Origin of the sequence: Streptomyces sp. NPDC087440, from assembly GCF_044744005.1 — a bacterium.
Lineage (GTDB): Bacteria > Actinomycetota > Actinomycetes > Streptomycetales > Streptomycetaceae > Streptomyces.
Genome location: NZ_JBIUXN010000006.1, coordinates 259,820 through 283,753, shown reverse-complemented (window position 1 = coordinate 283,753; position 23,934 = coordinate 259,820). Strand labels below are relative to the sequence as shown.

Sequence of the window (23,934 nt, the reverse complement as noted above, 5' to 3'; positions counted from 1 at the left end):
GCCGATGTGAACGAAGTCGGCAGGAACGGAATAGGCCGCGGCGGCGGGCGCTTGATCACCCTGCAAGCAGAGAGCACTGATGTGGGGGAGTTGGATTCGCGTGAGCGGGATCGATGTCAAGGGGACCGTCGCCGCAGGCTATGAGGACGTCCGCGAGGAGTTCGCGGCCGTCCTCAACAACCCCGACGAGGGGCCGGACCACTCCGCCCAGCTCGCCGCGTACGTGCGCGGCGAGCTGGTGGTGGACCTGTGGGGCGGGCCGGAGATCGAGGCGGACTCGTTGACTCCGGTGTATTCGTCCACGAAGGGCGCCGCCTATCTGGTGGTGGCGCTGCTCGTGCAGGACGGGGTGCTGGAGCTGGACCGCGAAGTGGCGTCGTACTGGCCGGAGTTCGGCGCGCAGGGCAAGGACCGGCTGACGCTGCGGGACCTGCTGGCGCACCGGGCGGGACTGGTGGGGGCCGATGCCGGGTTCACGGCGGAGGAGCTGGCCGACGACCGGGTCGTCGCGGAGCGCCTCGCGGGCCAGGCGCCGTACTGGACGCCGGGGACGCAGGCCGGGTACCACGCGTACGTGATCGGCGCGCTGGCCGGAGAGGTCGTGCGGCGGGTCACCGGACGGTCGATTCAGGAGGTCTACGAGGAGCGGGTGCGGGCCCCGTACGGGCTCGACTTCTTCGTGGGGCTGCCGGACGCCGAGATTCCGCGGGTGCTGGACACGCTGCCGATGGCGCCGACCGCCGACCAGCAGGCGGAGATCGCGGCCAACCCGGGCAGTGCGCACTCGCTGACCGGGATCGCCTTCAACCTGAACGCCGAGAAGCCGACGGACATCGTCGAGGCGGGCAACTCGTACGCCCTGCGGGCCAACGGGCAGCTGTCGTTCGGCGGGGTGGCGTCGGCCCGGGGGCTGGCCGGGATGTACCGGGCGATCCTCGGGGACGGGGTGGAGCCGCTGCTCACGGAGCGGACGCTGGCGGACTTCGGGCGGATTCACTTCGACGGGACCGACCTGGTGGCCGGGGAACGGTCGGTGTTCGGGGCGGGGTTCGTGGCGCTGTCGGCGGAGCGGTATCCGGTGCTGGGGCACGGGGCGATCGGGCACAGTGGGGCGGCGGGGTCGATGGCGTTCGCCGATCCTCGGCAGCGGATCGCGTACGGGTACAACCGGAGGCGGTTTGCGTACCCCGGGGGTGCGGCGCCGGAGAATGTGCACCTGGTGAGGGCGATCGTGCGGGCTGCGTCCGCGTAGGGGGTGCGGGGTCCTCTCCCCGCGAGCGGGAGGGACCGCCCCTCGTCCCCTCCCACCCCCCGTAGCCCCCTTGGGGGGCGGCGCAGCTTCCCTCCGCCCCCTTGGGCGACGGGGCCGCCCCTCGTCCCCTTCCCCCGAGCCCCCTTGGGCGGCGGGGCCGCCCTCCCCACCTTCCCCCTAGCCCCCTTGGGCGGCGGGGCCGCCCCCCGGGGGCGGGACGGGCGGGCAAGGGGGCGGCCCCTCCCGCTCCCGGCCCACCCGGGTGCCGCCCCTTGGCCAGCCCCGACACCGGACGCGCGTCCAAAGGGGCCCCGGCCCGCCCCCGTACCGGACACGTCAGCCCCTGCCGCCCAGGCAGAGAGGCCCCGGACCCGCCCCTTTCCCTAAAGCGCTCGCCGCGCGGCGATTGCACGGTTCCGTGCAGGTGCGTCGTGGTTGCTCGCGCAGTTCCCCGCGCCCCTGAAGGGGCGCGCCCGCGCGGCGGAGCCGCACGTGCAGCACAGCCCCGCGCCCCTGAAGGGGCGCCCGGCGCGGTGGAGCCGCACATCGACACAGCCCCGCGCCCCGACGGGGCAGGGTAGGCGAAGAGGGGCCGCACCTCGCAGGTGCGGCCCCTCTTTGTGTGGCGTCAGTGCATCAGGCGACGGAGAGTTCGACCTTGATGTTGCCGCGGGTGGCGCTGGAGTACGGGCAGACCTCGTGGGCCTTCTCGACCAGGGACTTGGCGGTGGCCTCGTCCACGTTCGGGATGGAGGCCGAGATCGCGACCTCCAGGCCGAAGCCGCCCGCCTCGGTCGAGCCGATGCCGACCTTCGCGGTGACGGTCGAGCCGGTGATGTCGACCTTCTCCTTGCGGGCGACAACGCCGAGCGCGCCCTGGAAGCAGGCGCTGTAACCGGCGGCGAAGAGCTGCTCCGGGTTGGTGCCGGCGCCGCTGCCGCCCATCTCCTTCGGCGGGTTGACGACCACGTCCAGCTTGCCGTCGTCGGTGGCGACCCGGCCGTCACGGCCGTTCTCCGCGGTGGCGACAGCGGTGTACTTGACGTCGATCTTCTGGATGGACATACGGGTGGTTCCTCCTGCTTGGTTCGTCAACGGCTCGCGCCCACGCGCCGTGACGGTGTGCCTGGACTCTATCGGGTCGACTTTCCAGTCATCCGGCCAGGGAAACGATCATCTTGCCGGTGTTCTGGCCGCGCAGCATTCCGAGGAACGCGTCGACGTTGTGCTCGATGCCCTCGACGACCGTTTCGTCGTACTTCAGCTCGCCGGAGCGGATCCAGGAGGAGACCTCCTCGACGAACTTCGGCTGGAGGTCGGCGTGGTCGGCGACCAGGACGCCCTGCAGGCGCAGGCGCTTGCCGATGATGGCCATCATGTTGCGCGGGCCCGGGACCGGCTCGGTCTCGTTGTAGCCGGAGATCGCGCCGCAGAGGGTGGCGCGGCCGTGCACGGTGAGGGAGGAGATCGCCGCTTCCAGGTGCTCGCCGCCGACGTTGTCGAAGTAGACGTCGATGCCCTCGGGGGCGGCTTCGCGGAGCTGCTCGGCCACGGGGGCCTCGTCCTTGTAGTTGAAGGCCGCGTCGAAGCCGTACTCCTCGGTGAGGAGCTTGATCTTGTCGGCGGAACCGGCGGAGCCGATCACGCGCCGGGCGCCGCGCAGCTTGGCCATCTGGCCGACCTGGCTGCCGACGGCGCCGGCCGCGCCGGAGACGAAGACGGTGTCGCCCTCCCGGAAGGAGGCCACCTCGAAGAGGCCCGCGTAGGCCGTCAGGCCCGGCATGCCGAGGACGCCGAGGTAGGTGGAGAGGGGCGCCAGCTCGGCGGAGACCTTGGTGGCGTGGTCGGCCTTCAGGTCCGCGTACTCGCGCCAGCCCAGGTCGTGCAGGACGTGGTCGCCGACGGCGAAGCGCTCGTCGTTCGAGGCGATGACCTCGCCGACCGCGCCGCCGGTCATCGGCTCACCGAGCTGGAAGGGCGGGATGTAGGACTTCACGTCGTTCATGCGGCCGCGCATGTACGGGTCGACGGAGAGGTAGAGGTTCCGGACGAGGACCCGGCCGGGGGCGGGCTCGGTGACCGGGGTCTCGACGAGGGCGAAGTCCTCCGGCACCGGCCAGCCGTTCGGACGGCGTACGAGGTGCCAGGCGCGGCCGGTGGTGGGGAGAGTGGTCATGGGGGTGCGGCCTCCGGATCGACGCGGTGAACTGAAACTTTAGTATCTGGATGAACCTTGCTCCTCAATGATTGAGATTGTCAAGTAAGTGAGGTGGATCATGGTGCGTGGCGGATCCGGCGGGTCCGGCGGGGCAGACAGGGCGGGCAGGACGGGCGGGGGCCTGGGGCCCCGGGAGTTTCAGCTCGTCCTGCTGCGGAGGATGGCCGACCACCAGCCGGGGCTGGTGGAGGACGCCCGAATCGCGATGGGGGTGAGCCTGACCGAGATGCGCGACGTCAACCGCCGCTGGCAGGCCATGGTGCGTTCGCCCCGCGCGCGCGGCGCGGTGGACCGCTACCGGTCCGTGCTGGGGCCTGCGGAGGCGGTCGTACGGCGGCGGATCGGCGACCTGGAGTGCGACGCGCACCAGTGGCGGGTGCCGCTCTGGCCCGACCTGCGGCTGGAGGTGCTCACCGGGCCGGACGGGGTGGCGTGGAACGAGTGGCTGGTGCGCGCGCCCGGCGCGGCCGGACCCGAGCTGCGCACGGCCGGGGACCTCGCCCCCTGGTCCGCGACCGTGGACGAGGTGGCGCAGGCCTTCGCGGCCTTCGGGCCGGTACGCATGCTGGACCCGGGCACCCCGAACCGGGCCCGCCTCTCCCTCACCCTGCCGGACGGCTCCGCCCGGGTGGCGGAATTCTCCTGGGGGCTCTTCCAGGAGCTGAGGGAGCTGCCGTAGGGGCGGAGGGACCCGAGGAGGCCGAGAGGAGGGCTGACGCACCGGCAGTTTCTGGCGTGGCGTCAGATCCCGTACCCCGTGCGGCTCATCCCAGCGCGCGCCCACCGCGCGCACCCCGCACGATGCGACTATGACCGTCAGCCTTGAGCAGTTGCGCCGTTGCCATGTCGCCGTCGATCTGGGGGCCGCCAGGACCCGGGTCTTCGTGAAGGGGCTCGGCCTCGTGGTCGACGAACCGAGCTGCGCCGCCGTCAACACCCGCACCGGCGCCCTCATCGCGGTCGGCGCCTTCGCGGAGCAGATGACCGGGCGCACCCCCGACTACATCCGCGTCGTCCGCCCCGTCTCCGGCGGCACCGTCGTCGACATCGAGATGGCCCAGCGCATGCTGCGCAGCCTCCTCGGCGACAAGCTCCGCCGTCAGCTGCGCCGCAAGCCGGGCCTGCGGGCCGCCGCCTGCACCCCGCACGACGCCGACCCGCTCGCCCAGCGCGCCGCCGTCGAGACGCTGGTCGGCATCGGGGCCCGCCGCGTGGAACTGGTCGACACCCTGATCGCGGCGGCCGTCGGCTGCGGCCTCCCGGTGGAACAGCCCTCGGCCACCATGATCATGGTGTGCGGGGCGGCCACCACCCAGGTGGCGGTGCTCTCGCTGGGCTCCATCGTGGCCGCCGAGCGCATCCCGGTCGGCGGCAACGCCATCGACCACGCCGTCGTGCAGCACCTGCGCCAGGCGCACGAGCTGATGCTGCCCTCGCAGTCGGTACGTCCGCTGCAACTGGCCCTGCGGTCGAGCGGGCTGGCCGCGGGCGGGCCGGTGTCCACGGAGATCCACGGCCGGGACGTGGCGACCGGGCTCGCCCGCTCGGTGCACGTCGACACGGCCGCCGTGCAGCGCGCCATCCACACCCCGCTGACCGCCGTCCTGGACGGCATCGGCAAGATCCTGCGGACCTGCCCGCCGGACCTGGTGGCCGACCTCGGCGAGAGCGGGATCATGATGGTCGGCGGCAGCGCGCTGCTGCCGGGCCTGGACCAGATGCTGCGGGACGCCACGGGGATGCCGGTGCGGATCGCGGAGCGGCCGGACGTGTGCGCGGTGCTGGGGCTGGGGGCGATGCTGGAGGGACGCATCCAGCCGCTGGCCCTGGACCCGCTGACAGAGTCCCGGGCGGCCCGCAAGGCGGACCACAGGACGCCCAAGGCCCACAAGGCCGACGCGGCTGCCGCAGCCAAGGCCCCCGCCCAGGGCGAACAGCAGACGGCGGAGGCCCACCCCGCCTCGTAGCACTCCCCCCCCACCCCCGCGGGGGCCCGCTCCTGTCCCGGCCGCGCCCGGGAGCTGCGGTCCCCCGCCCCGCCTGGTTAAGGTCGTACAAGATCGGCACATACCCGGCGAGAAGGAACCCCAGCCCCATGCACCAAGAGGGACGCACGGCCCCCGGCCTGCCCCGGCTGCTCGACGCGGTCCTGAGCGTGGGCATGGACCTGGAGCTGCGCGGCACCCTCCAGCACATCGTGGACTCGGCCGTGGAGCTGACCGGCGCCCGCTACGGCGCCCTCGGGGTCCTCGACGCCGAGCGCACCGGGGTCACCGACCTCTACACGGCGGGCCTCGACGCCGAGGCCAGGGAGCGCATCGGGCCGCTCCCGGACGGGCACAGCGGGCTGCTGGGCGCGCTGGTGCGCGAGCCGCGCCCGCTCCTCGTACCGCGCATCCGCACAGACGTCCGCTCGGTGGGTTTTCCCGAGGGGCATCCGGAGATGGAGTCCTTCGTCGGGGTGCCGGTCCGCGTCGACGCGCAGGTCTTCGGCAACCTCTACCTGACCGACAAGCCGGGCGGCGCCCCGTTCGGCACGGACGACCTGTCGCTGCTGCGGGTCCTCGCCGCGCAGGCCGGGATCGCGATCGGCAACGCCCGCCTGTACGAGACGGCCCGCCTGCGCGAGCACTGGATCGAGGGCGCCGCCGCCGTCACGACCGCCCTGCTGCACGGCGGCACCAACGAGGACGCGCTGATGACCGTCGCCGAGAAGGCGCGCACGCTGTCCGGTGCGGCGGCCGGGATCATCCTCCAGCCGACCGAGGACGACGGCATGGAGATCGTCGCGGCGGCCACCGGCCCCGGCGACGACGCGGCGGACTTCCTCGGCACCTCCATCGAGCCCGGCAGCCCGGTCCTGGAGCAACTCCTCGGCGGGGAACCGGTGTTCGTCGACGACTCGGCGACCGACGACCGGATGACGACGGTCGTACGGTCCCGCTTCGGCCCCAGCATGCTGCTGCCCCTGCAGAGCGGCGGCCGGCTCATCGGCACGCTCGCCCTGCCCCGCCGTCCGGGCGGCGCGCCGTACACGGGGGTCGAACGCCTGCTGGCCTCCCAGTTCGCCTCGCAGGCCGCGCTGGCGATGGTGCTGGCCGGCGGGCGGGAGGCCAGGGAGCGCCTCGCGGTCTTCGAGGACCGCGACCGGATCGCCCGTGACCTGCACGACCTCGTCGTACAGCGGCTGTTCGCGACGGAGATGATGCTGGAGTCGACCCGGCGGCGGGCCGCGAACGGGGCGGCCTCGGTCCCCGGCATGGACGAACTCCTCGGCCGGGCCGTCGACGAGCTCGACTCGACCATCCAGGAGGTCCGCACCGCGATCTTCGCCCTCCAGCAGCCGCCCGCCGACGCGCCGACGACGGTACGCGGCAAGGTGCTGCGGGAGACGGCGGGCGCGGCCGCGCTGCTCGGCTTCGCGCCGTCGGTGCACTTCGAGGGCGCCGTCGACACCCTGGTCCCCGAACCGGTGGCGAAACAGCTGGTGGCGGCCCTGCGCGGGGCGCTGGCCGCCGCGCACCGCCGGGCGCAGGTCACCTCCGTACACGTCCGCGTCGACGCGAAGGCACAGCTGCCGGACGGGCGCGACGGCGTACGGCTGACGGTGGCGGACGACGGGGTGGGCGAGGGCGGGCAGCGGGAGACCGTACTGACGTGGCAGGCCCCGCTGCGGTAGCCCCGCCCCGCTCCCCCGAAACTCGGTCGCGCAGCGGGCCCGCGAACCCCGACAGTGAGCGCCATGAGCGAGCTGATGGCGCCCGCGCTGGCTGGTGCGGCGGCGGGTCTGGGAGTGGCGGTGCCCGTCGGGGCGATGGGCGTCCTGCTGATCCAGGAGGGCATGCGGGAGCGCCGCAACGCGGTGGCCGCCGCCTCGGCCGTCGCCGTCGTCGACCTGGCGTACGCGGCCGCCGCCACCGCGCTGGGCCCTCTGGTCGCGTCGGCGCTGAGCGGGGTGGAGGCGTGGGTGCGGCTGGTGTCGGCAGCCGTGCTCCTGGTCATCGCGGTACGGGGCCTGTGGGCGTCACGGCGCCCCGCACCGGTGGAGGACTCACCGGCGGGCCGGGGCGGCGCGACCCGCACCTTCACCCGCTTCGTCGCGCTCACCGTGATCAACCCGACGACCGCCCTGTACTTCGCCGCCCTGACCACCGCTCAGGGCACGACCCTGGACGGGCCGGGCCCCGGGGCGCTGTTCGTCGCCGGGGTGTTCCTGGCGTCGTTCTGCTGGCAGCAACTCCTGGTCGCCGTCGCGGGGTTCGCGGGCGCGCGGATCTCGCCGACGGTGCGCGCGTGGACCTTCCGGGTCGGCTTCGGGCTGGTCGCGGTGTACGCAGTGAAGATCGCGCTGCCGTTGCCGTGAGCGAGTGCTACGGCTTCTTCAGATAGCTGGGCGTGCAGCTCCCGTCCTGTGCCGGGAAGGTCCCGTCGACCAGGTAGTCCACCGTCGCCTTCTCCACGCAGTCGCCGGGGAACAGCCCGTGCGCCCACGACCCCTTCGCCTCGATCATGCGGGTCTTGTCGCCGAGCGCCTTCTGCATCGCCCGCGCGCCCTCCATCGGCGTGCTGGCGTCGTACGTCGACTGGAGCAGCAGCACCTCACGGTCGAGGGGCTTGATCTCGGTCGGCGGCTCGACGGGCTTGTCCCAGAAGGCGCAGGCGTTGATGTTCCAGGCGCTGGCGTCGCCGTAGGGCAGTTCCTTCGCCATCCGCTCGACGTCCTTCTCGTACGTCGCCGGATCGCGCGGCCATTCCACGTCGCCGCACTGGATGGCGAGCCGGGACGCCATGAGGTTGTCGTTGGGGGACGTGTCGCCGCCCGGGGTGTCATCGGTGACCGTGCCGGGCGCGACCATCGGGCGGAGCGTCGCCTTCTTGCCGTCCGCGTCCGCCTGCTGGATCTTGCGGATCATTTCGGCGGACTCCTTCATCGACTCCTCGTCGCCGGTGGCTCCCATGCCCGCCGAACCGAGGACCTCCCGCGCGCCCACAGCCCGGCCCTCCGCCTGCACAGGTGTCACGGCCAGTTTGCGGGCGAGGGCGGTGAGGTTCTTCTCCACCTCCTCGGCGGTCGCCCCCCAGTGGTAGGTGCTGTCCCGCTCGGCCGCCCAGGCCGCGAACAGGGGGGCGTTGCGCTGGGACTGTTCGGTCTGCGCCTGCTGCATGGGACGCCAGACGCGCCCCGGGTCGGCGACGCCGTCCAGGACGATCCGGTCGAGGCCGGCGGGGAACATCTGCGCGAAGACGGCTCCCAGGTAGGTGCCGTACGACAGGCCTTCGTAACTGATCTTCTGCTCGCCCAGTGCGCCCCGGACGACGTCCATGTCGCGGGCGGTGTTGCGGGTGGTGAACTGCCCGAGGTCGCCCTGGGGCCGGTTCTTGCGGCACGCCTCGGCGACCTGCTTCGCCTCGGTGACCTGCTGGGCGAACGGTTCGGGCCCGGCCGGGCGCTGGACGTAGTCCTCGACGGTCGTGTCGAGCTTGCAGGTCAGCGGGGCGCTGAGGCCGACCCCGCGCGGGTCGAAGGCGATCACGTCGTAGGCCGCCTTGAGCCCCGCGGGCCACTGGGCGGCGTCGCCGAGGTAGGTGGTGGTGGGCAGGCCCGGGCCGCCGGCGTTGACGAGCAGGGCACCGCGCCGCTTGGCCTTGTCGGTGGCGGCGACGCGGGTGACGTGCAGGTCGAGGGTGTTGCCGTCGGGCTTGGTGTAGTCGACGGGGACCTTGACCTTGGTGCACTCGACGCCCTTGAGGTTCTCGTCGGTGCAGGCCTTCCAGTCGAGTTTTTGGCTGTAGAAGCGGGCCAAGGCGGCGGGGGTCGCGCTGGGCGTCGCCTCGGCGGCCTTGGTGCCCTTGTCCTCGTCGCCGCCGCAGCCGGTGGCGAGCAGGGCGAGGGCGGGGAGGAGGGCGGTGGCGGCGAGGAACCGGTTGCGGCTCGGCATGGGGGACTTCCTTCCGTACGTACGGGGGTTCACTGGGCGATCAGTGCCTTGCGTCCGGTGACGTCCGAGGCGCGCACCCCGACCGCGCCCGACACGCGGTCGCCGGTGCCCTTCACCTGTCCGGAGGTCTGGACGACCTGGCCCTTGACCACCGCCAGCGGCAGCACCGCGTACTCCTCCAGGCCCGGGAGCCCGGTCAGCAGGGTCACGTCCTTCAGGCGCAGCGTGCCGCCGCTCTTGAGGGTGAACGCGCCGGTGAAGCTCCGCATGAGCTGGGCGCCCGCCGGGAGGTCCGGGGAGGAGAAGTGGCCGCTGAGGGGGAAGTCCGTGCCGTCGGTCATGGCGTCGGCGGGCAGGAGGAGCAGGGGGCCGGTCGTGTCGCGGTAGCCGTCGACGGCGGGCTGGAGGTCGGGCTTGAGCTCGGCGTTGCGGGCGTGGACACCCGTGCGGACGGCTCGGGCGACGTCGGCGGGTTCGGTCTGCGGGGCGGGACGTACGCCCTTGAGGAGGTACGAGAGCGGGGTGTCGCCCGTGCCGGACTGCACGGCCCGCTTCCACTGCGGGTCCGTGTTGAGGGTTCCGGCGGCCGAGCCGATGACGTAGCTCTGCCGGTCGGCGGGCCGGTAGAAGGCTTCGGGAACGTAGACCTTGTCGCGGAGGAAGGCGGCCGGGTCGGCGGCGGCCATGCTCTCGGCGGTGTTCTCGAAGTACCGGGCGGTGCCCTCGGAGACGTCCAGCCTGCGAAAGTCGCGGGCCTCGTCCGGGGCGCCCTTCTCCCACTGGTGCTGCCAGTACGCGGCGGCCGCCAGCTTCTCGGCGCGGCGGGCCGGGTCGCGGTAGGCGTCGACCAGGGAGTTCAGGGTGAGGGTGCGGCGCAGGCGGGCGTCCGGGTCGACGGGGTAGCTGTCGGCGGCCCGGTCGGCGGCCCCTTCCGCCTCGGGCCACTTCCAGGTCTTCCCCGAGGGCCCGCCCTCCTGGACGGCGTCGTGGAACAGCTCGTGGGTGGCGACCCCGAAGAGGAGTTCGGCGTCGGTGAGACGGTCGTACTCGGGACGCCCCGTGCGGAAGTCGGGCAGGGCACGGGCCTGGACGCTGACCAGGTGGCGGCCCTCCCAGGTGCCGAAGGCGTAGCCGTCCTTGTCGGGTACGGGCGCCTTCGCGGCGGCGATACGGGCCGCGTCGACCTTCTCGGGCGTCGCCCCCCGGTCGACGGACACCAGCCAGCCGGTGTCCCTGCCGTCGAGGATCAGCGCCACATGGGGCCGGAAGTCGACACCGGGCCAGATCTCACCGGTCCGGGGCCACACCTTGGCGACGGCACGCTGCACCTGCACGACGGACTCGGCAAGCGGCACGGCGACCGGGGAAGCGACGGCCGCCGGAGCACCGGAAGTCGCCCCACCGCAGCCGGTGGCGGCAAGCACGAGAAACGGAACGACGACCGGAACGGTCCGTCGCGCCAGGCGATGCGCTGCAATCGCGGACATTTCTCTCACCTCGCCGCGACCGTACGGCGACCAAGCTCACCCCGCACGACAGCCAACCCGCATGGAGCAGCGCCCCTTCAGGGGCGCGGGGCTCTGCTGGATGTGCGGCTCCGCCGCGTGGGCGCGACCAGCCACAACGCACCCGCACATGGCAACCCATCCAGCCGCGCGGCGAGCGCTTACGGGAAGGGGCGGGGCGGGGAGAGGCCCGCGCAGCGAAACCCCAGCCACCCACCGACCCGCACCCGCACAACCACCCCCTTACACCCCGTACACCCGCCCCGCCGTCCCCCCGAACACATCCCCCCGCTCCCCCTCCGAAAGCGCCCCGCACAACTCCCGCGCCACCCCCAGCACCTCCCCGTACGACGCCGCCAACCGGCACACCGGCCAGTCCGACCCGTACATCACCCGCCCCGCCCCGAACGCGTCGAGCACCACCTCCGCATACGGCCGCAGGTCGTCCACCTCCCAGCGCTCCCAGTCCGCCTCCACCACCATCCCCGACAGCTTGCACACCACGTTCGGCAGCGCCGCCAGCTCCCGCACCAGCCCCGCCCACGGCTCCAGCGCACCCCGCACGATCTGCGGCTTGCCCAAGTGATCCAGAACAAAGGTCAGCCCCGGGTGCGCCGCAGCGGCCTTCGTTGCGGCGGCGAGCTGCCCGGGGACGATCACGAGGTCGTAGGCGAGTCCGGCCGCCTCGACGGCCGCCAGCCCCCGCCCCACGTCCGCCCGCAGCAGCCACTCCGGATCGGGCTCCCCCTGCACCTGGTGCCGGATGCCGACCAGAGACTCACCACCGGGAAGGGAACGCAGCCGGGCCAGTTCCTCCCCCACCCCCTCCGCCGTGAGGTCGGTCCAGCCGACGACCCCGGCGATCAGCTCGTGCGCCCGGGCGAGCGCGAGCATCTCGGGGGTCTCCTCGGCGACCGTCACCGTCTGGACGACAACGGTGGCGTCCACGCCGGCCGCCGCCGCCTCCACCGCCAGGTCCGGGACGAGGAAGTCCCGCCGGATCGGGGCGAGTTGTGGACCCGTGATCCAGTCCTGGTCCCGTACCGACAGGTCCCACACATGGTGGTGCGCGTCCACGATCCGTCCGATCCGACCGCTCACGGCGTCAACAGCCCCTCTTCCCTCAGTTCGCCCCACAGCTCGTCCGGCACGTCCACCGCGAGCATCGCCGCCGCGTCCGCAGCCTCCGCCGCCGACCGCATCCCCACCAGCACACTCGCCACCGCCGGGTGCCGGAACGGGAAGTTCAGGGCCGCCGCCCGCAGCGGCACCCCGTGCGCCTCCGCGATCTTCTTGATGCGCAGGGCCCGGCCGAGCAGTTCCACGGGTGCGGCCTTGTAGTCGTACGTCGCCCCGGGCTGCGGGTCCGCGAGGAGGCCCGAGTTGAAGACGCCGCCGATGACGACGCTGCGCCCGCGCCGCAGTGCCTCGGGCAGCAGGGAGCGGCCCGCCCGCTGGTCGAGGAGGCTGTAGCGGCCCGCGCACAGCACGACGTCGGCGTCCGTCTCGGTGAGGTACCGCTCCAGTGGGGCGACCTGGTTCATGCCTGCGCCGATCGCGCCGATCACGCCCTCGGAGCGGAGCCGTTCCAGTGCCGGGTAGGCCTCGCGCAGCGCCTGTTCCCCGCCGTCCGCGCACTCGTCGGCGTCGTGGATGTAGGCGACGTCGATCCGGTCCAGGCCCAGCCGGTGCAGGCTGTCCTCGACGGAGCGGCGTACCCCGTCCGCGCTGAAGTCCCAGACCCGGCGCCGGTCCGCCGGGACGGCGAAGCCCTCGTCCGGCCCGCCGGAGCCGCCCGGCTCCAGGAGCCGGCCGACCTTGGTGGAGAGGGTGTACGTGTCCCGGGGGCGCCCGCGCAGGGCTGCGCCGAGGCGGCGTTCGGACAGGCCGAGACCGTAGTGCGGGGCGGTGTCGAAGTAGCGGACCCCGGCGGCCCAGGCGGCGTCCACGGCGGCGTGCGCGTCGTCGTCGGAGACCTCCGCGAAGAGGTTGCCGAGGGTGGCCGCCCCGAAGCCGAGCGGGCTGACGGCGGCCCGGCTGCCGCCCAGCGTCCTCACTGGCCCTCCGGCCGCAGCCGCAGCCCCTGCATCCCGCCGTCCACGGCGAGCGAGGCCCCGGTCACGGAGCCGGCGGCCGGGCTCGCCAAGTAGGCGACGGCTGCGGCGACTTCGTCGGCGGAGACGAGGCGGCCCATGGGCTGGCGGGCGTTGAGCGCGGCGCGCTCCGCCTCGGGGTCGTCGGCCGCGTCCAGCAGACGGCCCACCCACGGGGTGTCCGCCGTTCCTGGGTTCACGCAGTTGACGCGTATCCCCTCGCGGACGTGGTCGGCGGCCATCGCGAGGGTGAGGGACAGCACCGCGCCCTTGCTGGCGCTGTAGAGGGCGCGCTGCGGGAGTCCGGCGGTGGCGGCGATCGAGCAGGTGTTGACGACGGCCGCGTGCCGGGAGGCCCGCAGTGCGGGCAGGGCGGCGCGGGTCACGCGCACCATGCCGACCACGTTGACGTCCAGCACCTTGTGCCACTGGTCGTCGTCGTTGTCCTCGACGGTTCCGGCGGCGCCGATGCCCGCGTTGTTGACCAGGATGTCGAGGCCGCCGAGCGCTTCCAGCGCGGCCGCGACCCCGGAACGTACCGAAGTGTCGTCGGAGACGTCGGCCTGGAAGCCGAGCAGCGGGGACGCGGCCCCCGACGGGTCCAGGTCCAGTACGGCGACCTGCGCGCCGCGCGCGGCCAGCAGCCGGGCCGTCGCCAGGCCGATGCCCGACGCACCCCCGGTGACCAGCGCTTTGAGTCCTTCCAGTTCCCCGGTCGAGCTCATGCCCCAACCCCCTCGGTGATCTGTGCGGCCAGGTCGGCGGCCCAGAACCGCCCGCCCGGATAGGTGAATTCGGCGATCGACTCCGCGTGCATGGTCGCCGAGAAGCCGGGTGCGACGGGGGCCGTGTAGTGGCCCGCGCGCATGACGACCGGGTCGGTGAAGTGCTCGTGGAGGTGGTCGACGTACTCGATGACCCGGTTCTCGGTGGTGCCGGTCAGCGCCACGTAGTCGAACATCGACAGGTGCTGGACCAGCTCGCACAGGCCCACGCCGCCCGCGTGCGGGCAGACCGGGACGCCGAACTTCGCGGCGAGCAGCAGGATCGCCAGGTTCTCGTTGACACCGCCGACCCGCGCCGCGTCGATCTGGAGGACGTCGATGGCCCCGGCCTGGAGGAGCTGCTTGAAGATGATGCGGTTCTGCACGTGTTCGCCGGTGGCGACCTTGATGTCCGGGCCGACGGCCCTCCGGATCGCGGCGTGGCCGAGGACGTCGTCGGGGCTGGTCGGCTCCTCGATCCAGTACGGGTCGAACGCGCCCAGTGCCCGTGTCCACTCGATGGCCTCGCCGACGTTCCACCGCTGGTTGGCGTCGATGGCGATGCGGATGTCGGGGCCGACGGCGGCGCGGGCGGCCCGCATGCGGCGGACGTCGTCGGCGAGGTCGGCGCCGACCTTCAGCTTGATCTGGGTGAACCCGTCGGCGACGGCCTCGTGGGCGAGGCGGGTCAGCTTCTCGTCGGAGTAGCCGAGCCAGCCGGGCGAGGTGGTGTAGCCGGGGTAGCCGCGCTCGCGGAGCTTCGCCTCCCGCCCGGCGGCCCCGTTCTTGCCGCCTCGCAGCAGGTGCAGGGCGTCGGCGGGGCTCAGTACGTCCGCGATGTAGCGGAAGTCGATCTGCCGCACGAGCCACTCGGGTTCGGCGTCGGCGAGCAGCTTCCACAGCGGCTGTCCGGCCCGCTTGGCGGCGAGGTCCCAGGCGGCGTTGACGGCCGCCCCGATCGCCATGTGCATCACCCCCTTCTCGGGCCCGAGCCAGCGCAGCTGGCTGTCCCCGACGAGGGCACGCCCCAACGTGCCGGGATCGGCGCAGAGTTCGTCGACCGAGCGGCCGATCAGGTGCGGCTTGAGGGCGTCGATGGCGGCGACCTGGACGTCGTTGCCGCGCCCGATGGTGAAGGTGAAGCCGTGCCCCTCGATGCCGTCGGGTGCGTCCGTGCGCAGGATCAGATAGGCCGCCGAGTAGTCGGGGTCGGGGTTCATCGCGTCGGAGCCGTCGAGCTCGCGGGAGGTGGGGAAGCGGATGTCGTACGTATCAACTGCCGTGATACGCGCCGTGGTTCGGGTCACGAGGATGGCCTCTCACGCCTGGGCGAAGGTCTGGCGCTGGCTGCCGAGGCCGTCGATGGACAGCTCGACGGTGTCACCGGCACGCAGGTACGGGTTTCCGGGCAGGCCCAGGGCGACTCCGGCCGGGGTTCCGGTGTTGATGACGTCGCCGGGCTCCAGGACCATGTACCGGCTCAGGTACGCGACGATCTCGGCGACGGGGAAGATCATGTCGCCGGTGTGGCCGTCCTGGCGCTTCTCGCCGTTCACGGACAGGCGCAGCCGCAGGTCCTGCGGGTCGGCGACCTCGTCGGCGGTGAGCAGCCAGGGGCCGAGCGGGTTGAAGGTCTCGCAGGACTTGCCGAGGTCCCACTGCGGGGAGAAGTCGAGCTGGAACTCGCGCTCGGAGACGTCGTGGCTGACCGCGTACCCGGCGATGCAGGCCAGGGCCTCCTCCGGTCCCTCCAGGTAGCGGGCGCGGCTGCCGATGACGATGCCGAGCTCCACCTCCCAGTCGGTGCGGGTGGAGTCGCGCGGGATCAGCACCTCGTCGTACGGGCCGACGACGGTGGACGGGTCCTTCATGAACACGACGGGCCGGGGCGGGATGGCGGCCCCGGTCTCCGCGGCGTGGTCGCGGTAGTTGAGCCCGATGCAGACGACCTTGCCGGGCCGGGCGACGGGCGCACCCGTGCGGAGGCCGGCGGCGTCCTCGAGGAGGGGCAGGGTCCCGGCCTCGTACGCGGCGCGGACCCGCTCGACACCGCCGCCGGCGAGGAAGGCGCCGTCGATGTCGGGGGTGAGACCGGACAGGTCGTACGTCTGGCCGTCACCGGCGAGAAGCACGGGCGTCTCGCTGCCGCGCTCGCCGAGTCGCTGGAATTTCATGGGGGGGTCGGACTCCTTGTTCGGTGGGCGGGTGGGCTGGTCGGTGGGGTGGACGGCCGGGTCTCGCTGCCGTCCCGGAGCGCGGCCGCCGCACGGGGACCGTCGGCCAAAACCGCCCGGGCGGACGGTCCCGGCCCCGGGTACGAGCCGGTCCCGGACCCCGGCGCGGGGTCGGCCCCGAACCGGGGTGCGGGCCGGTCCCGGGCCCGCGTGCGGGCCCGACGCGGCGGGGACGTTCCGTGGTCGGGGGCTCAGTCCTGGGCGCGGCCCGTCGTCACCCGGGCGATCATCAGGGCGATCAGGATGATTCCGCCGTAGATGGCCTGGATCCAGAAGGACGGCACCTGGGCCAGGGTGAGCAGGTTCTGTACGACGCCCAGCAGCAGGACACCGGTCAGGGCCCCGAACATCGTGCCCTTGCCGCCGTCGAGGCTGATGCCGCCGATGACGGCCGCCGCCATCACCGTGAAGATCATGTTCTGGCCCTGGTTGGCGTTGATCGCGCCGACGTACCCGGTCTGGATGAGGCCGCCGAGGGAGGCCAGTACGCCCGCCGTGACGAACACCCCGAGCATGACCCGGTCCACCCGGATGCCCGCCGCGCGTGCCGCCGCCTGGTTGCCGCCGATCGCGTACAACGCCCGTCCCACCCGGTGGTACTTGAGCACGAAGCCCGCGATGCCGAAGCACAGGGCCGCGATCCACACCGACAGCGGGATGCCGATGAAGGTGGAGGTGGCCAGCGCGAAGAAGGCGTCCGGCATGCCGAAGAGCGTCTTGCCCTCGGTGGCCCCGACGAGCAGCCCGCGCAGCACGATCAGCATGGCCAGCGTCACGATGAACGCGTTCAGCTTGAGCTTCACCACCAGCGCCCCGTTGAACGCGCCGATCAGCGCGCCGACCACCAGGATCACCAGGATGCCGACGAACGCGGGCAGTTCGGTGCCGAAGCCGGAGTTGAGGGCGGGCAGCACCAGCAGCGCCCCCATCGCGGGCGCGATGCCCACGACCGACTCCAGCGACAGGTCGAACTTGCCGGTGATCAGCACCAGCGACTCCGCCAGCACCACCATCGCGAGCGCGGCGGACGCGCCCAGAATGGAGATGATGTTGCCGCTGGTGAAGAAGGTCTCGTTGGTCAGCGCACCGACCAGGACGAGCACCAACAGGGCGGGCAGCAGGGCCAGTTCGCGGGCCCGGCCGATCAGCAGGGACTTCCTTCGGTCGGCGGAGGAGCCCGTCCTGTCCGGCGCGGGCGCGGCCACCTTCGAGGCTGTCGTGTCAGCCACGGTCTACTCCTTCGATGGATGCGATCAGCTCGTGGTCGTTCCACCCGGCCGCGTGGTCGGCGACCACCCGCCCGTGGAAGAGGACCAGCACGCGGTCGCAGCGCCGCAGATCGTCGATTTCGTCGGACACGACGAGTACCGCCGTGCCGTCCTCGCGGGCACTGTCCATCCGTGCGAGGAGGGACTCCTTGGACTTCACGTCCACCCCCGCGGTGGGGTTGATCAGGACCAGGAGCCGCGGATCGGAGGCCAGTGCCCGGGCCATCACGACCTTCTGCGCATTGCCGCCGGACAGGTCGGAGACGGGCTGATGGGGCCCCTCGGCGTGGATGTCGAGGCGGTGGATCAGCTCCTCGCCGACCGCGCGCTTCTTCTCCGTGCCGACGAATCCGTACGGTCCGAGCCGCCCGAGCACGCTCATGGTGGCGTTGTCGCCGATGCTCATCCCGGAGACGAGGCCCTGGTCGTGCCGGTCGCGCGGCACGCAGCCCACGCCTGCCTTCAGTGCGGCGGGGACGTCCCCGAAGGGGAGTTCGCGGCCGTCGAGCCGGGCGGACCCGCGCTCCGGCGTGTACAGCCCCGCGAAGGTCTCCGCCAGTTCGATCTTGCCGCTGCCGCTGGTCCCGGCGAGGCCCACGACCTCGCCCTCGCGGACGGTCAGGTCGATGTCCCGGTACGCCGCCGAGCCGAGCCCGGCGACCTCCAGCCGTACCGGCGCGTCGGCGGGCACGTCCGAGCGGGCGGCGCTCTCGGCGGCCGTCACGGCCTCCCCCGCCATGGCCTCCACCAGGGCGGCGCGCGGGAGTTCGGCGACCGGGGCGGTGGTGATCCAGCGGGCGTCGCGCAGGACGGTCACCGCCTGGCACACCTCGTACACCTCCTGGAGGTGGTGCGAGATGAACAGGAAGGTGACCCCGGACTCCTGGAGGGTCCGCATGCGGGCGAAGAGCCGCTCGATCTCCTTGTTGTCGAGCTGCGCGGTCGGCTCGTCCAGGACGATGAACCGGGCCCCGAAGGACAGCGCGCGGGCGATCTCGACCATCTGCCGGTCTTCGACCTTCAGGTCCGCCGTCCGGGCGTCGGGGTCCACCCGTACGTCCCAGGTGTCGAGCAACTCGGCCGCCTGGGACCGCAGTTGCCGCCACTTGATGATTCCGCCGAAGCCGGTGGGCTGGCGGTGGACGAAGAGGTTCTCGGCGACGGACAGCTCGGGGACGACCGTCGGCTTCTGGTACACGCAGGCGACCTTGCGCCGCCAGCCGTCCCGGTCGGAGAGCGCCGGTGCAGGCTCCCCGTCGAAGCGGACCGTGCCCGCGTCCGGGGCCTGGAGCCCGGTGAGGACGGTCACGAGGGTGGACTTGCCCGCGCCGTTGCGCCCCACCAGGGCGTGCGACTCGCCGGGCATCACGGTCAGCCGGCCGTCCTTCAGGGCGGTCGTGGGACCGTACCGCTTGGTGATCCCGGACGCCTCGACCAGCGGTTTCAGGTCAGAGGCGTCGGCACGGGTCACGGCACTCACTTGACGTTGTTGCCCCAGAGCGCCTTGTCGTCCACGTTCTCCTTGGTCACCAGCGGCGCGGGCAGCTGGTCCTCCAGGAGACCGCTCGGGTGCTTGACGATCGTGGAGTTGTGGTCGGTCGGGCCCTCCTTGAAGGTCTCGCCCGCCATCGCCTTCTTGATGTAGTACATGCCGTACTTGGCGTACGTGTCGGCGGGCTGCGAGACGGTCGCGTCGATCTCGCCCTTGCGGATGGCGTCGAACTCCTGCGGGATGCCGTCGTTGGAGACGATCGCGATGTGCTTCGCGTCGCCGACCGGCTTGAGGAGGTTCTTCGACTTCAGGGTCTGGAGGGTGGGCGCGAGGTAGACGCCGCCCGCCTGCATGTAGATGCCCTTGATGTCGGGGTTCTGGTTGAGGAGGGTGTCCAGCTGGGAGGCGGCCGCGTCGGACTCCCACTTGGCGGGGATCTCCAGGACCTTCAGTCCGGGGAACTTCTCCTTGGCGCAGGTGCGGAAGGCCTCGGAGCGCTCGCGGCCGTTGACCGAGGCGAGGTCGCCCATGATCTGCACGACCTTGCCGGTCTTGATCTTCGCGCCCAGGAACTCGCAGGCCTTCTGCCCGTACGCGACGTTGTTCGCCCGCACGATCATCGCGACCTTGCCCTTCTCGGGGGCGACGTCGACGGCGACCACGGGGACGCCCTTGCGCTCGGCCTGGTCGAGACCGGCGGCTATCGCGGCGCTGTCGAGCGGTGCGACGACGAGCCCCTTCACGCCCTGGTTGAGCTGGTTGTTGATGTCGGTGATCTGCTGCGCCGGGTCGGAGTTGGAGTTGACGGTCTTCAGCGCGTCGACCTTCTCCTCCTTCGCCATCTTCGGCACGTAGTCGTTGTACGACTGCCAGAACGGCGAGGTCAGCAGGGGCAGTACGACACCGACCTTGCCCTCTCCGCCGGCCGCGCCCGCCGCGCCCGCGTCCTTGGTGCTGCCGCACGCGCTGAGCGCGAGGGCGGCGCACGCCGCGAGAGCGGCCACCCGCACCGCCCGAGTCGTGGTCCCTGTTGCCCTGCTCGCTGCCCTGCTCATGCTGCCGGCCATCTGACGGCTCCTCGGCTCCTGATCGAATCCTGATCCCCAACGAACGGATTGCGCGCGCCGAATATTTATCAGACCTTTCCAGGGCCCGAACACCCCTCTGAGCCGATTTTCCGCAGAGAACTGGCCAATTGGTCCGATGACTTGGATGATCGGGCAGAGTGGAGCCGGACACGCTGCGCCGCACCCGTCCCCGTGCGCAGCACCTGCCGAAGCCGGAGGAACCCCATGGCCACGACCACCCCCGAAGCCGTCCCCGAGCCGGACGCGGAGGCCGTCCCGCTGAAGGGCGGTTCGGTCACGCAGCGGGCGATCGAGTCCATTAAGGCGATGATCACCGACGGAAAGCTGGCACCGGGCCAACGCCTGCCCACGGAACGCGATCTGGCGGTACGCCTGGGCATCTCGCGCAGTTCCATGCGCGAGGCGATCCGCGCGCTGACCGTCCTGGGCGTGCTGGAGTCCCGGCACGGCTCCGGCATCTACGTCACCAACCTGGAGGCCGGGGACCTCCTCGACACCTTCGGCATGGTCGCGGAGATCTCGCCGCAGCACCGGCTGGTGGAGTTCCTGGAGGTGCGCCGCATCCTGGAGTCGACGGCGACCGCGCTCGCCGCCGCCCGTATCACCGAGCCCCAACTCGCCCAGGTGGCGGTCCACTTGGACACCATGCGGGAGGCGGACGACCCGGAGGAGTTCCTCGCCGCCGACATGGCCTTCCACCGCACGATCACCCAGGCCGCGGGCAACGAGGCGCTGGCCGCGATCGTGGAGGGCCTCTCCTCCCGCACCTTCCGGGCCAGGGTCAGACGCGGCCACCAGGAGGCGGACGCGTTCGCCCGCGCCCGCGAGGAGCACACCCGGATCTACCAGGCGCTGGTGAGCCGCGACCCGGAGGCGGCACGGGTCGCGGCGGCCTCGCACGTGGGCGCGGTGGAGGACTGGCTGCGGGGGCAGTTGGAGGAGTGAGCGGGGGCGGGCCCCGCTCCGGACCGCGGGCGGTGGCGACAGGTCCGGAACACCGGCTGCGGCGGCCGCTGCGGAACGCGGGCGTGGCCACTGCGCAACCGCGGGCGACGGCCCCGGAACGCGGTGCGGGCCGCCCCGGAAGTCCGGCGCGGCCCGCTGCTCGTACCCGTACCCCTGGACCCGGTCACTCCGTCGGCCCGGCGTCCCCTCCGCCGAAGACCTCGGCGACCAGCATCGCCGTCGCCTGCTGGAAGGCGGTGGCCAGCGACAGGTCCGGGTCGTCGACGTAGTTGAACGCGGCGGTGAGGGTGCGGCTGCCGTCGGGGGTGGCGTACATCAGCGCGCCGTGGCCCGAGATGCCGCCGTTGTGGGTGATGACGGTTCCGCCGTCGCCGGTCGGCTGGACGAAGACGCCGAGTCCGTACGGGACCTTGTCGTGCGTCTGGTACATCTCGGCCAGCAGCGGGGCGGGCAGCAGGTCGCCCCGGACGAGCGCGGTGATGAAGGTCTGGAGGTCGCGGGTGGTGGAGATCATGTCGCCGCCGGTGGAGACCCAGGAGGGGTCCTGGCGGGTGACGTCGACGACCTGCTCCTGGCCCTCGGCGTCCTCGTAGCGGTAGTAGGCGTGGCCGTGCGGGCCTTCGAGGTCGGTCTGCGGGTGGTCGGCGGAGGGGACCCGGGTGTCGGCCAGGCCCAGCGGCTCCAGGATGCGCCGGCCCGTCTCCTCGGCGAAGGTGCGGCCGGTGACCTTCTCGATGATCAGGCGGACGAGTACGTAGTTGGTGTTGGCGTAGCTCCAGTCGGCGCCCGGCTCGAAGCGGACCGGCCGCTCCAGGGAGTACCGCACCAGCTCCTCCGGCGGGTAGGCCTGGAAGCGGTTCTCCACCCACTCGCGGCCCGACCACGGGATGCCGTAGACCTTCGAGCCGTCGTCGTAGATCTCGCCGGTGTGGTTGAAGATGCCGCTGGTGTGCTGGAGGAGCATACGGACGGTGATGCGGGGGTCGAGGCCGAACTCCGGGAGGTAGTCGGCGGCCGGGGTGTCGAGGCCGACGCTGCCCTCGCCGACGAGCTGGAGCAGCACGGTGGCGGCGAAGGTCTTGGTGTTGCTGCCGACGCGGACCGGGGAGTCGAGCGGGGGTGGCTCGTTGCCGCCCAGTTCGGCGAGACCGGCGACGGCGGACCAGGTGCCGTGTTCGTCGCGGACGCGCAGCTGCACTCCGGTGAAGCCGGACTCGACCATGGTCTCCAGGGCCTTGTGGAGTGCGGGGCGGTCCTGGGCGGGGGCGGCGGTGGGGTGGGACATGGTGACGGACTCCTTGGCAGGGGTGGGGCGGGGGGTGTGCGGGGCGGCGGTGCGGTACCGCCGCCCCGGGGTGGCGGTGGTGCGGGTGGTACGGGTGGTACTGGGGTCGGGCACTGCGGGTCAGTTGCTGCGGGCGGTGATGTTGCCGTACGAGGTGGTGGCGTGGATGGTCAGGGCGGCGGCGGAACCGGCCGCGTTCTGCAGGGAGTTGGAGATGCGGCCGTAGGAGGTTCCGGCGTCGAGGGTGGCGTCGGTGCCCCGGGCGGCGCCGACCGTGATGTTCCCGGCCTCGGTGCGCAGGGTGAGCTCGCCCCGGACGGCTTCGGCGACGGTGAGGTCGCCCTTGGCGGTGCTGAGCTGTGAGGCGCCGTCGAGGCGGCCGACGTGGATGTCCCCGGCCAGCAGGGTGAGGCGGGCGGCGGCGGTCTCGTCGAGCTTGACGCTGCCGTGGGCGCTGTCGTAGGTGACGTCGCCCAGGCGGCCGACGCCGCGGAAGTCGGCGGTCGCCGTCTTGGCCTCGACGTGCGATCCGGCGGGGAGCTGGACGGTGATCTCGACGGCGCCGGAGTTGCCGAACTTCTTGGCCTCGGGGGCGGTGATGCGCAGGACGCCGTTCTCGTAGCTGACGGTGGTGGCTTCGGCGGCCTTGGCGTCGCGGCTCTTGGCCGGGTCGGCGGGGCGGACCTCGACGGTGGTGTCGGTGCGGTCGGCGGCGATGAGGCGGATGCTGCCGGCGGGGAGGTCGAGGTGGGCGGTGACGGCGGTGGCGGTGGCGAACTTCTGCATGTCAGTTTCCTTTGTGTGGGCCGGAGTTGCGTTCCGGCTCGCTCTTTCCGATGACCTGAACGCTACGTTGCCTTCACGAACCCAGCAACACCCTTGTTGCGCAGAATCCTTGTTATTGCAGGCCAGTGCCACAATTTCGTTGCAACGCTTTGCCGCATAACGCAACAGCACCCACCGCATTCATTGCAATGGAATGAGCGTGAACGCTATGGTGGGCCGCACGGCGTCGCCTTGGTGCGCCCCAACCCGCCCCGCCCCACCGCGAATCGACCCCGATCGCCCCGCACGAAGGAGACCGTGATGCCCGGAGGCCGACTCACCCAGCAGGAACGTCAGCAGATCGCGCTGGGCCTGGCCGACGGACTCGCGTACGCGGAGATCGCCCGCCGCCTCGACCGCCCGACCTCGACGGTCACCCGCGAGGTCATGCGCAACGGCGGCCCCGCCTCCTACCGCGCCGACCTCGCCCACCGCGCCACCGAACGCCGCACCCAGCGCCGCAGGCCCGCCGCCGCGACCGCCCGGGGCACGCAGACCGCGGCGCTGCCGCACGGCCGCGACCCCGAGGCGTTGCAGGCGTACGAAGAGGTGTTCACGACCGTGCAGATGGCGAACGGCATGCCGCAGATGATGGCCCGGGTGATGACCGCCCTCACGGTCAGCGACTCCGGCAGCCTCAGCGCCGCCGAACTGGCCCGGCACCTCCAGGTCAGCCCGGCCTCGATCTCCAAGGCCGTCGCGTTCCTGGACAGCCAGGGCCTGGTGCGCCGGGAGAAGGACGACCGCCGCCGCGAGCGCTACACCGTCGACGACGACATCTGGTACCAGTCGATGATCGCCAGTGCCCGCGCCACCGCCCAGGTGGTGCAGACGGCCCGGGACGGCGTCGCGGTCCTGGGCCCCGGCACCCCGGCCGCCGCCCGTCTGGAGAACGTCGCCCGCTTCCTGGACTACGTCGCCGAGGCCATGGCCCGCGCGGCGGAGCAGGCCCGCGACATCCTCCACACGAGGCCCGCCGACGCGCCGACTCCCGTACAGGAGTAG

20 protein-coding genes and 1 pseudogene are annotated in these 23,934 nt (G+C 72.4%); 7 read left to right on the top strand and 14 right to left on the bottom strand.

Annotation, left to right across the window (positions count from 1 at the left end):
* The first annotated feature begins 100 nt into the window (after positions 1-100).
* On the top strand, positions 101-1,252 hold the full coding sequence (locus tag ACIO3O_RS15940; RefSeq protein WP_401745690.1) for a serine hydrolase domain-containing protein: 1,152 nt from the start codon (positions 101-103) through the stop codon (positions 1,250-1,252).
* A 636-nt stretch (positions 1,253-1,888) separates the two neighbouring features.
* Here ACIO3O_RS15940 and ACIO3O_RS15935 read toward each other — a convergent pair.
* Positions 1,889-2,317: an organic hydroperoxide resistance protein gene (locus ACIO3O_RS15935; protein WP_345223185.1), complete on the bottom strand. Its 429-nt coding sequence runs from the start codon at positions 2,315-2,317 to the stop codon at positions 1,889-1,891.
* A gap of 88 nt (positions 2,318-2,405) precedes the next feature.
* Positions 2,406-3,428 carry an NADP-dependent oxidoreductase gene (locus ACIO3O_RS15930; RefSeq protein ID WP_401745687.1) on the bottom strand — a complete coding sequence of 341 codons (1,023 nt, stop codon included), beginning with the start codon at positions 3,426-3,428 and terminating at the stop codon, positions 2,406-2,408.
* 202 nt (positions 3,429-3,630) lie between these two features.
* On the opposite strand from ACIO3O_RS15930, the gene ACIO3O_RS15925 reads away from it, so the two are divergent.
* The 4 genes and pseudogenes from ACIO3O_RS15925 to ACIO3O_RS15910 all read left to right on the top strand — a co-directional run bounded on the left by ACIO3O_RS15925 (position 3,631) and on the right by ACIO3O_RS15910 (position 7,833).
* Positions 3,631-4,149, top strand: a complete 519-nt coding sequence (locus tag ACIO3O_RS15925; protein ID WP_401745684.1) for a hypothetical protein — start codon at positions 3,631-3,633, stop codon at positions 4,147-4,149.
* A 130-nt stretch (positions 4,150-4,279) separates the two neighbouring features.
* Positions 4,280-5,308: pseudogene (locus ACIO3O_RS15920) on the top strand (rod shape-determining protein); the annotation flags it as partial.
* A 257-nt stretch (positions 5,309-5,565) separates the two neighbouring features.
* Positions 5,566-7,149, top strand: a complete 1,584-nt coding sequence (locus ACIO3O_RS15915) for a GAF domain-containing sensor histidine kinase (protein WP_401745681.1) — start codon at positions 5,566-5,568, stop codon at positions 7,147-7,149.
* 63 nt (positions 7,150-7,212) lie between these two features.
* Positions 7,213-7,833, top strand: a complete 621-nt coding sequence (locus ACIO3O_RS15910; RefSeq protein ID WP_401745679.1) for a LysE family transporter — start codon at positions 7,213-7,215, stop codon at positions 7,831-7,833.
* A gap of 7 nt (positions 7,834-7,840) precedes the next feature.
* Here the strand turns inward: ACIO3O_RS15910 and ACIO3O_RS15905 are convergent, their stop codons facing one another.
* From ACIO3O_RS15905 to ACIO3O_RS15860, 10 genes are all read right to left on the bottom strand, one after another.
* On the bottom strand, positions 7,841-9,409 hold the full coding sequence (locus ACIO3O_RS15905; RefSeq protein WP_401745676.1) for an alpha/beta fold hydrolase: 1,569 nt from the start codon (positions 9,407-9,409) through the stop codon (positions 7,841-7,843).
* Between the two features lie 29 nt (positions 9,410-9,438).
* Positions 9,439-10,896: a hypothetical protein gene (locus tag ACIO3O_RS15900; RefSeq protein WP_401745674.1), complete on the bottom strand. Its 1,458-nt coding sequence runs from the start codon at positions 10,894-10,896 to the stop codon at positions 9,439-9,441.
* A 261-nt stretch (positions 10,897-11,157) separates the two neighbouring features.
* On the bottom strand, positions 11,158-12,015 hold the full coding sequence (locus ACIO3O_RS15895) for an amidohydrolase family protein (RefSeq protein WP_401745672.1): 858 nt from the start codon (positions 12,013-12,015) through the stop codon (positions 11,158-11,160).
* On the bottom strand, positions 12,012-12,971 hold the full coding sequence (locus ACIO3O_RS15890; RefSeq protein ID WP_401745669.1) for an aldo/keto reductase: 960 nt from the start codon (positions 12,969-12,971) through the stop codon (positions 12,012-12,014). Before ACIO3O_RS15890 ends, ACIO3O_RS15895 begins: the two co-directional genes overlap by 4 nt.
* Positions 12,968-13,732, bottom strand: coding sequence for an SDR family NAD(P)-dependent oxidoreductase (locus ACIO3O_RS15885; protein WP_401745666.1), 765 nt, complete (start codon positions 13,730-13,732; stop codon positions 12,968-12,970). The genes ACIO3O_RS15890 and ACIO3O_RS15885 overlap by 4 nt, the downstream gene beginning before the upstream one ends.
* Positions 13,729-15,078, bottom strand: a complete 1,350-nt coding sequence (locus ACIO3O_RS15880; RefSeq protein WP_401745664.1) for an enolase C-terminal domain-like protein — start codon at positions 15,076-15,078, stop codon at positions 13,729-13,731. Before ACIO3O_RS15880 ends, ACIO3O_RS15885 begins: the two co-directional genes overlap by 4 nt.
* Positions 15,079-15,090: 12 nt before the next feature.
* Positions 15,091-15,945, bottom strand: coding sequence for a fumarylacetoacetate hydrolase family protein (locus ACIO3O_RS15875; protein ID WP_401745661.1), 855 nt, complete (start codon positions 15,943-15,945; stop codon positions 15,091-15,093).
* Between the two features lie 251 nt (positions 15,946-16,196).
* Positions 16,197-17,234 (bottom strand): ABC transporter permease, encoded by a 1,038-nt coding sequence (locus ACIO3O_RS15870; RefSeq protein ID WP_401745659.1) that lies wholly within the window; start codon positions 17,232-17,234, stop codon positions 16,197-16,199.
* Entirely contained in the window at positions 17,227-18,744 is a 1,518-nt protein-coding gene (locus ACIO3O_RS15865) for a sugar ABC transporter ATP-binding protein (protein WP_401745657.1), read from the bottom strand. Before ACIO3O_RS15865 ends, ACIO3O_RS15870 begins: the two co-directional genes overlap by 8 nt.
* A gap of 5 nt (positions 18,745-18,749) precedes the next feature.
* Complete coding sequence (locus ACIO3O_RS15860; protein WP_401745654.1) at positions 18,750-19,832, bottom strand: sugar ABC transporter substrate-binding protein; 1,083 nt, start codon at positions 19,830-19,832, stop codon at positions 18,750-18,752.
* 225 nt (positions 19,833-20,057) lie between these two features.
* Between ACIO3O_RS15860 and ACIO3O_RS15855 the strand changes: the two genes are divergently transcribed.
* Positions 20,058-20,798: a FadR/GntR family transcriptional regulator gene (locus ACIO3O_RS15855; protein WP_401745652.1), complete on the top strand. Its 741-nt coding sequence runs from the start codon at positions 20,058-20,060 to the stop codon at positions 20,796-20,798.
* Positions 20,799-20,982: 184 nt separating this feature from the next.
* On the opposite strand, the gene ACIO3O_RS15850 is transcribed toward ACIO3O_RS15855, so the two are convergent.
* Positions 20,983-22,218, bottom strand: coding sequence for a serine hydrolase domain-containing protein (locus ACIO3O_RS15850; RefSeq protein ID WP_401745650.1), 1,236 nt, complete (start codon positions 22,216-22,218; stop codon positions 20,983-20,985).
* 6 nt (positions 22,219-22,224) lie between these two features.
* Positions 22,225-22,890 (bottom strand): DUF4097 family beta strand repeat-containing protein, encoded by a 666-nt coding sequence (locus ACIO3O_RS15845; RefSeq protein WP_401745648.1) that lies wholly within the window; start codon positions 22,888-22,890, stop codon positions 22,225-22,227.
* A 300-nt stretch (positions 22,891-23,190) separates the two neighbouring features.
* On the opposite strand from ACIO3O_RS15845, the gene ACIO3O_RS15840 reads away from it, so the two are divergent.
* Complete coding sequence (locus ACIO3O_RS15840; RefSeq protein ID WP_401745645.1) at positions 23,191-23,934, top strand: helix-turn-helix domain-containing protein; 744 nt, start codon at positions 23,191-23,193, stop codon at positions 23,932-23,934.

Coding starts and splice junctions, on each gene's coding strand:
- ACIO3O_RS15855 (WP_401745652.1), top strand. CDS start 20,058: ATGGCCACGACCACCCCCGAAGCCGTCCCCGAGCCGGACGCGGAGGCC.
- ACIO3O_RS15900 (WP_401745674.1), bottom strand. CDS start 10,896: ATGTCCGCGATTGCAGCGCATCGCCTGGCGCGACGGACCGTTCCGGTC.
- ACIO3O_RS15840 (WP_401745645.1), top strand. CDS start 23,191: ATGCCCGGAGGCCGACTCACCCAGCAGGAACGTCAGCAGATCGCGCTG.
- ACIO3O_RS15905 (WP_401745676.1), bottom strand. CDS start 9,409: ATGCCGAGCCGCAACCGGTTCCTCGCCGCCACCGCCCTCCTCCCCGCC.
- ACIO3O_RS15910 (WP_401745679.1), top strand. CDS start 7,213: ATGAGCGAGCTGATGGCGCCCGCGCTGGCTGGTGCGGCGGCGGGTCTG.
- ACIO3O_RS15860 (WP_401745654.1), bottom strand. CDS start 19,832: ATGGCCGGCAGCATGAGCAGGGCAGCGAGCAGGGCAACAGGGACCACG.
- ACIO3O_RS15875 (WP_401745661.1), bottom strand. CDS start 15,945: ATGAAATTCCAGCGACTCGGCGAGCGCGGCAGCGAGACGCCCGTGCTT.
- ACIO3O_RS15925 (WP_401745684.1), top strand. CDS start 3,631: ATGGCCGACCACCAGCCGGGGCTGGTGGAGGACGCCCGAATCGCGATG.
- ACIO3O_RS15915 (WP_401745681.1), top strand. CDS start 5,566: ATGCACCAAGAGGGACGCACGGCCCCCGGCCTGCCCCGGCTGCTCGAC.
- ACIO3O_RS15930 (WP_401745687.1), bottom strand. CDS start 3,428: ATGACCACTCTCCCCACCACCGGCCGCGCCTGGCACCTCGTACGCCGT.
- ACIO3O_RS15885 (WP_401745666.1), bottom strand. CDS start 13,732: ATGAGCTCGACCGGGGAACTGGAAGGACTCAAAGCGCTGGTCACCGGG.
- ACIO3O_RS15845 (WP_401745648.1), bottom strand. CDS start 22,890: ATGCAGAAGTTCGCCACCGCCACCGCCGTCACCGCCCACCTCGACCTC.
- ACIO3O_RS15935 (WP_345223185.1), bottom strand. CDS start 2,317: ATGTCCATCCAGAAGATCGACGTCAAGTACACCGCTGTCGCCACCGCG.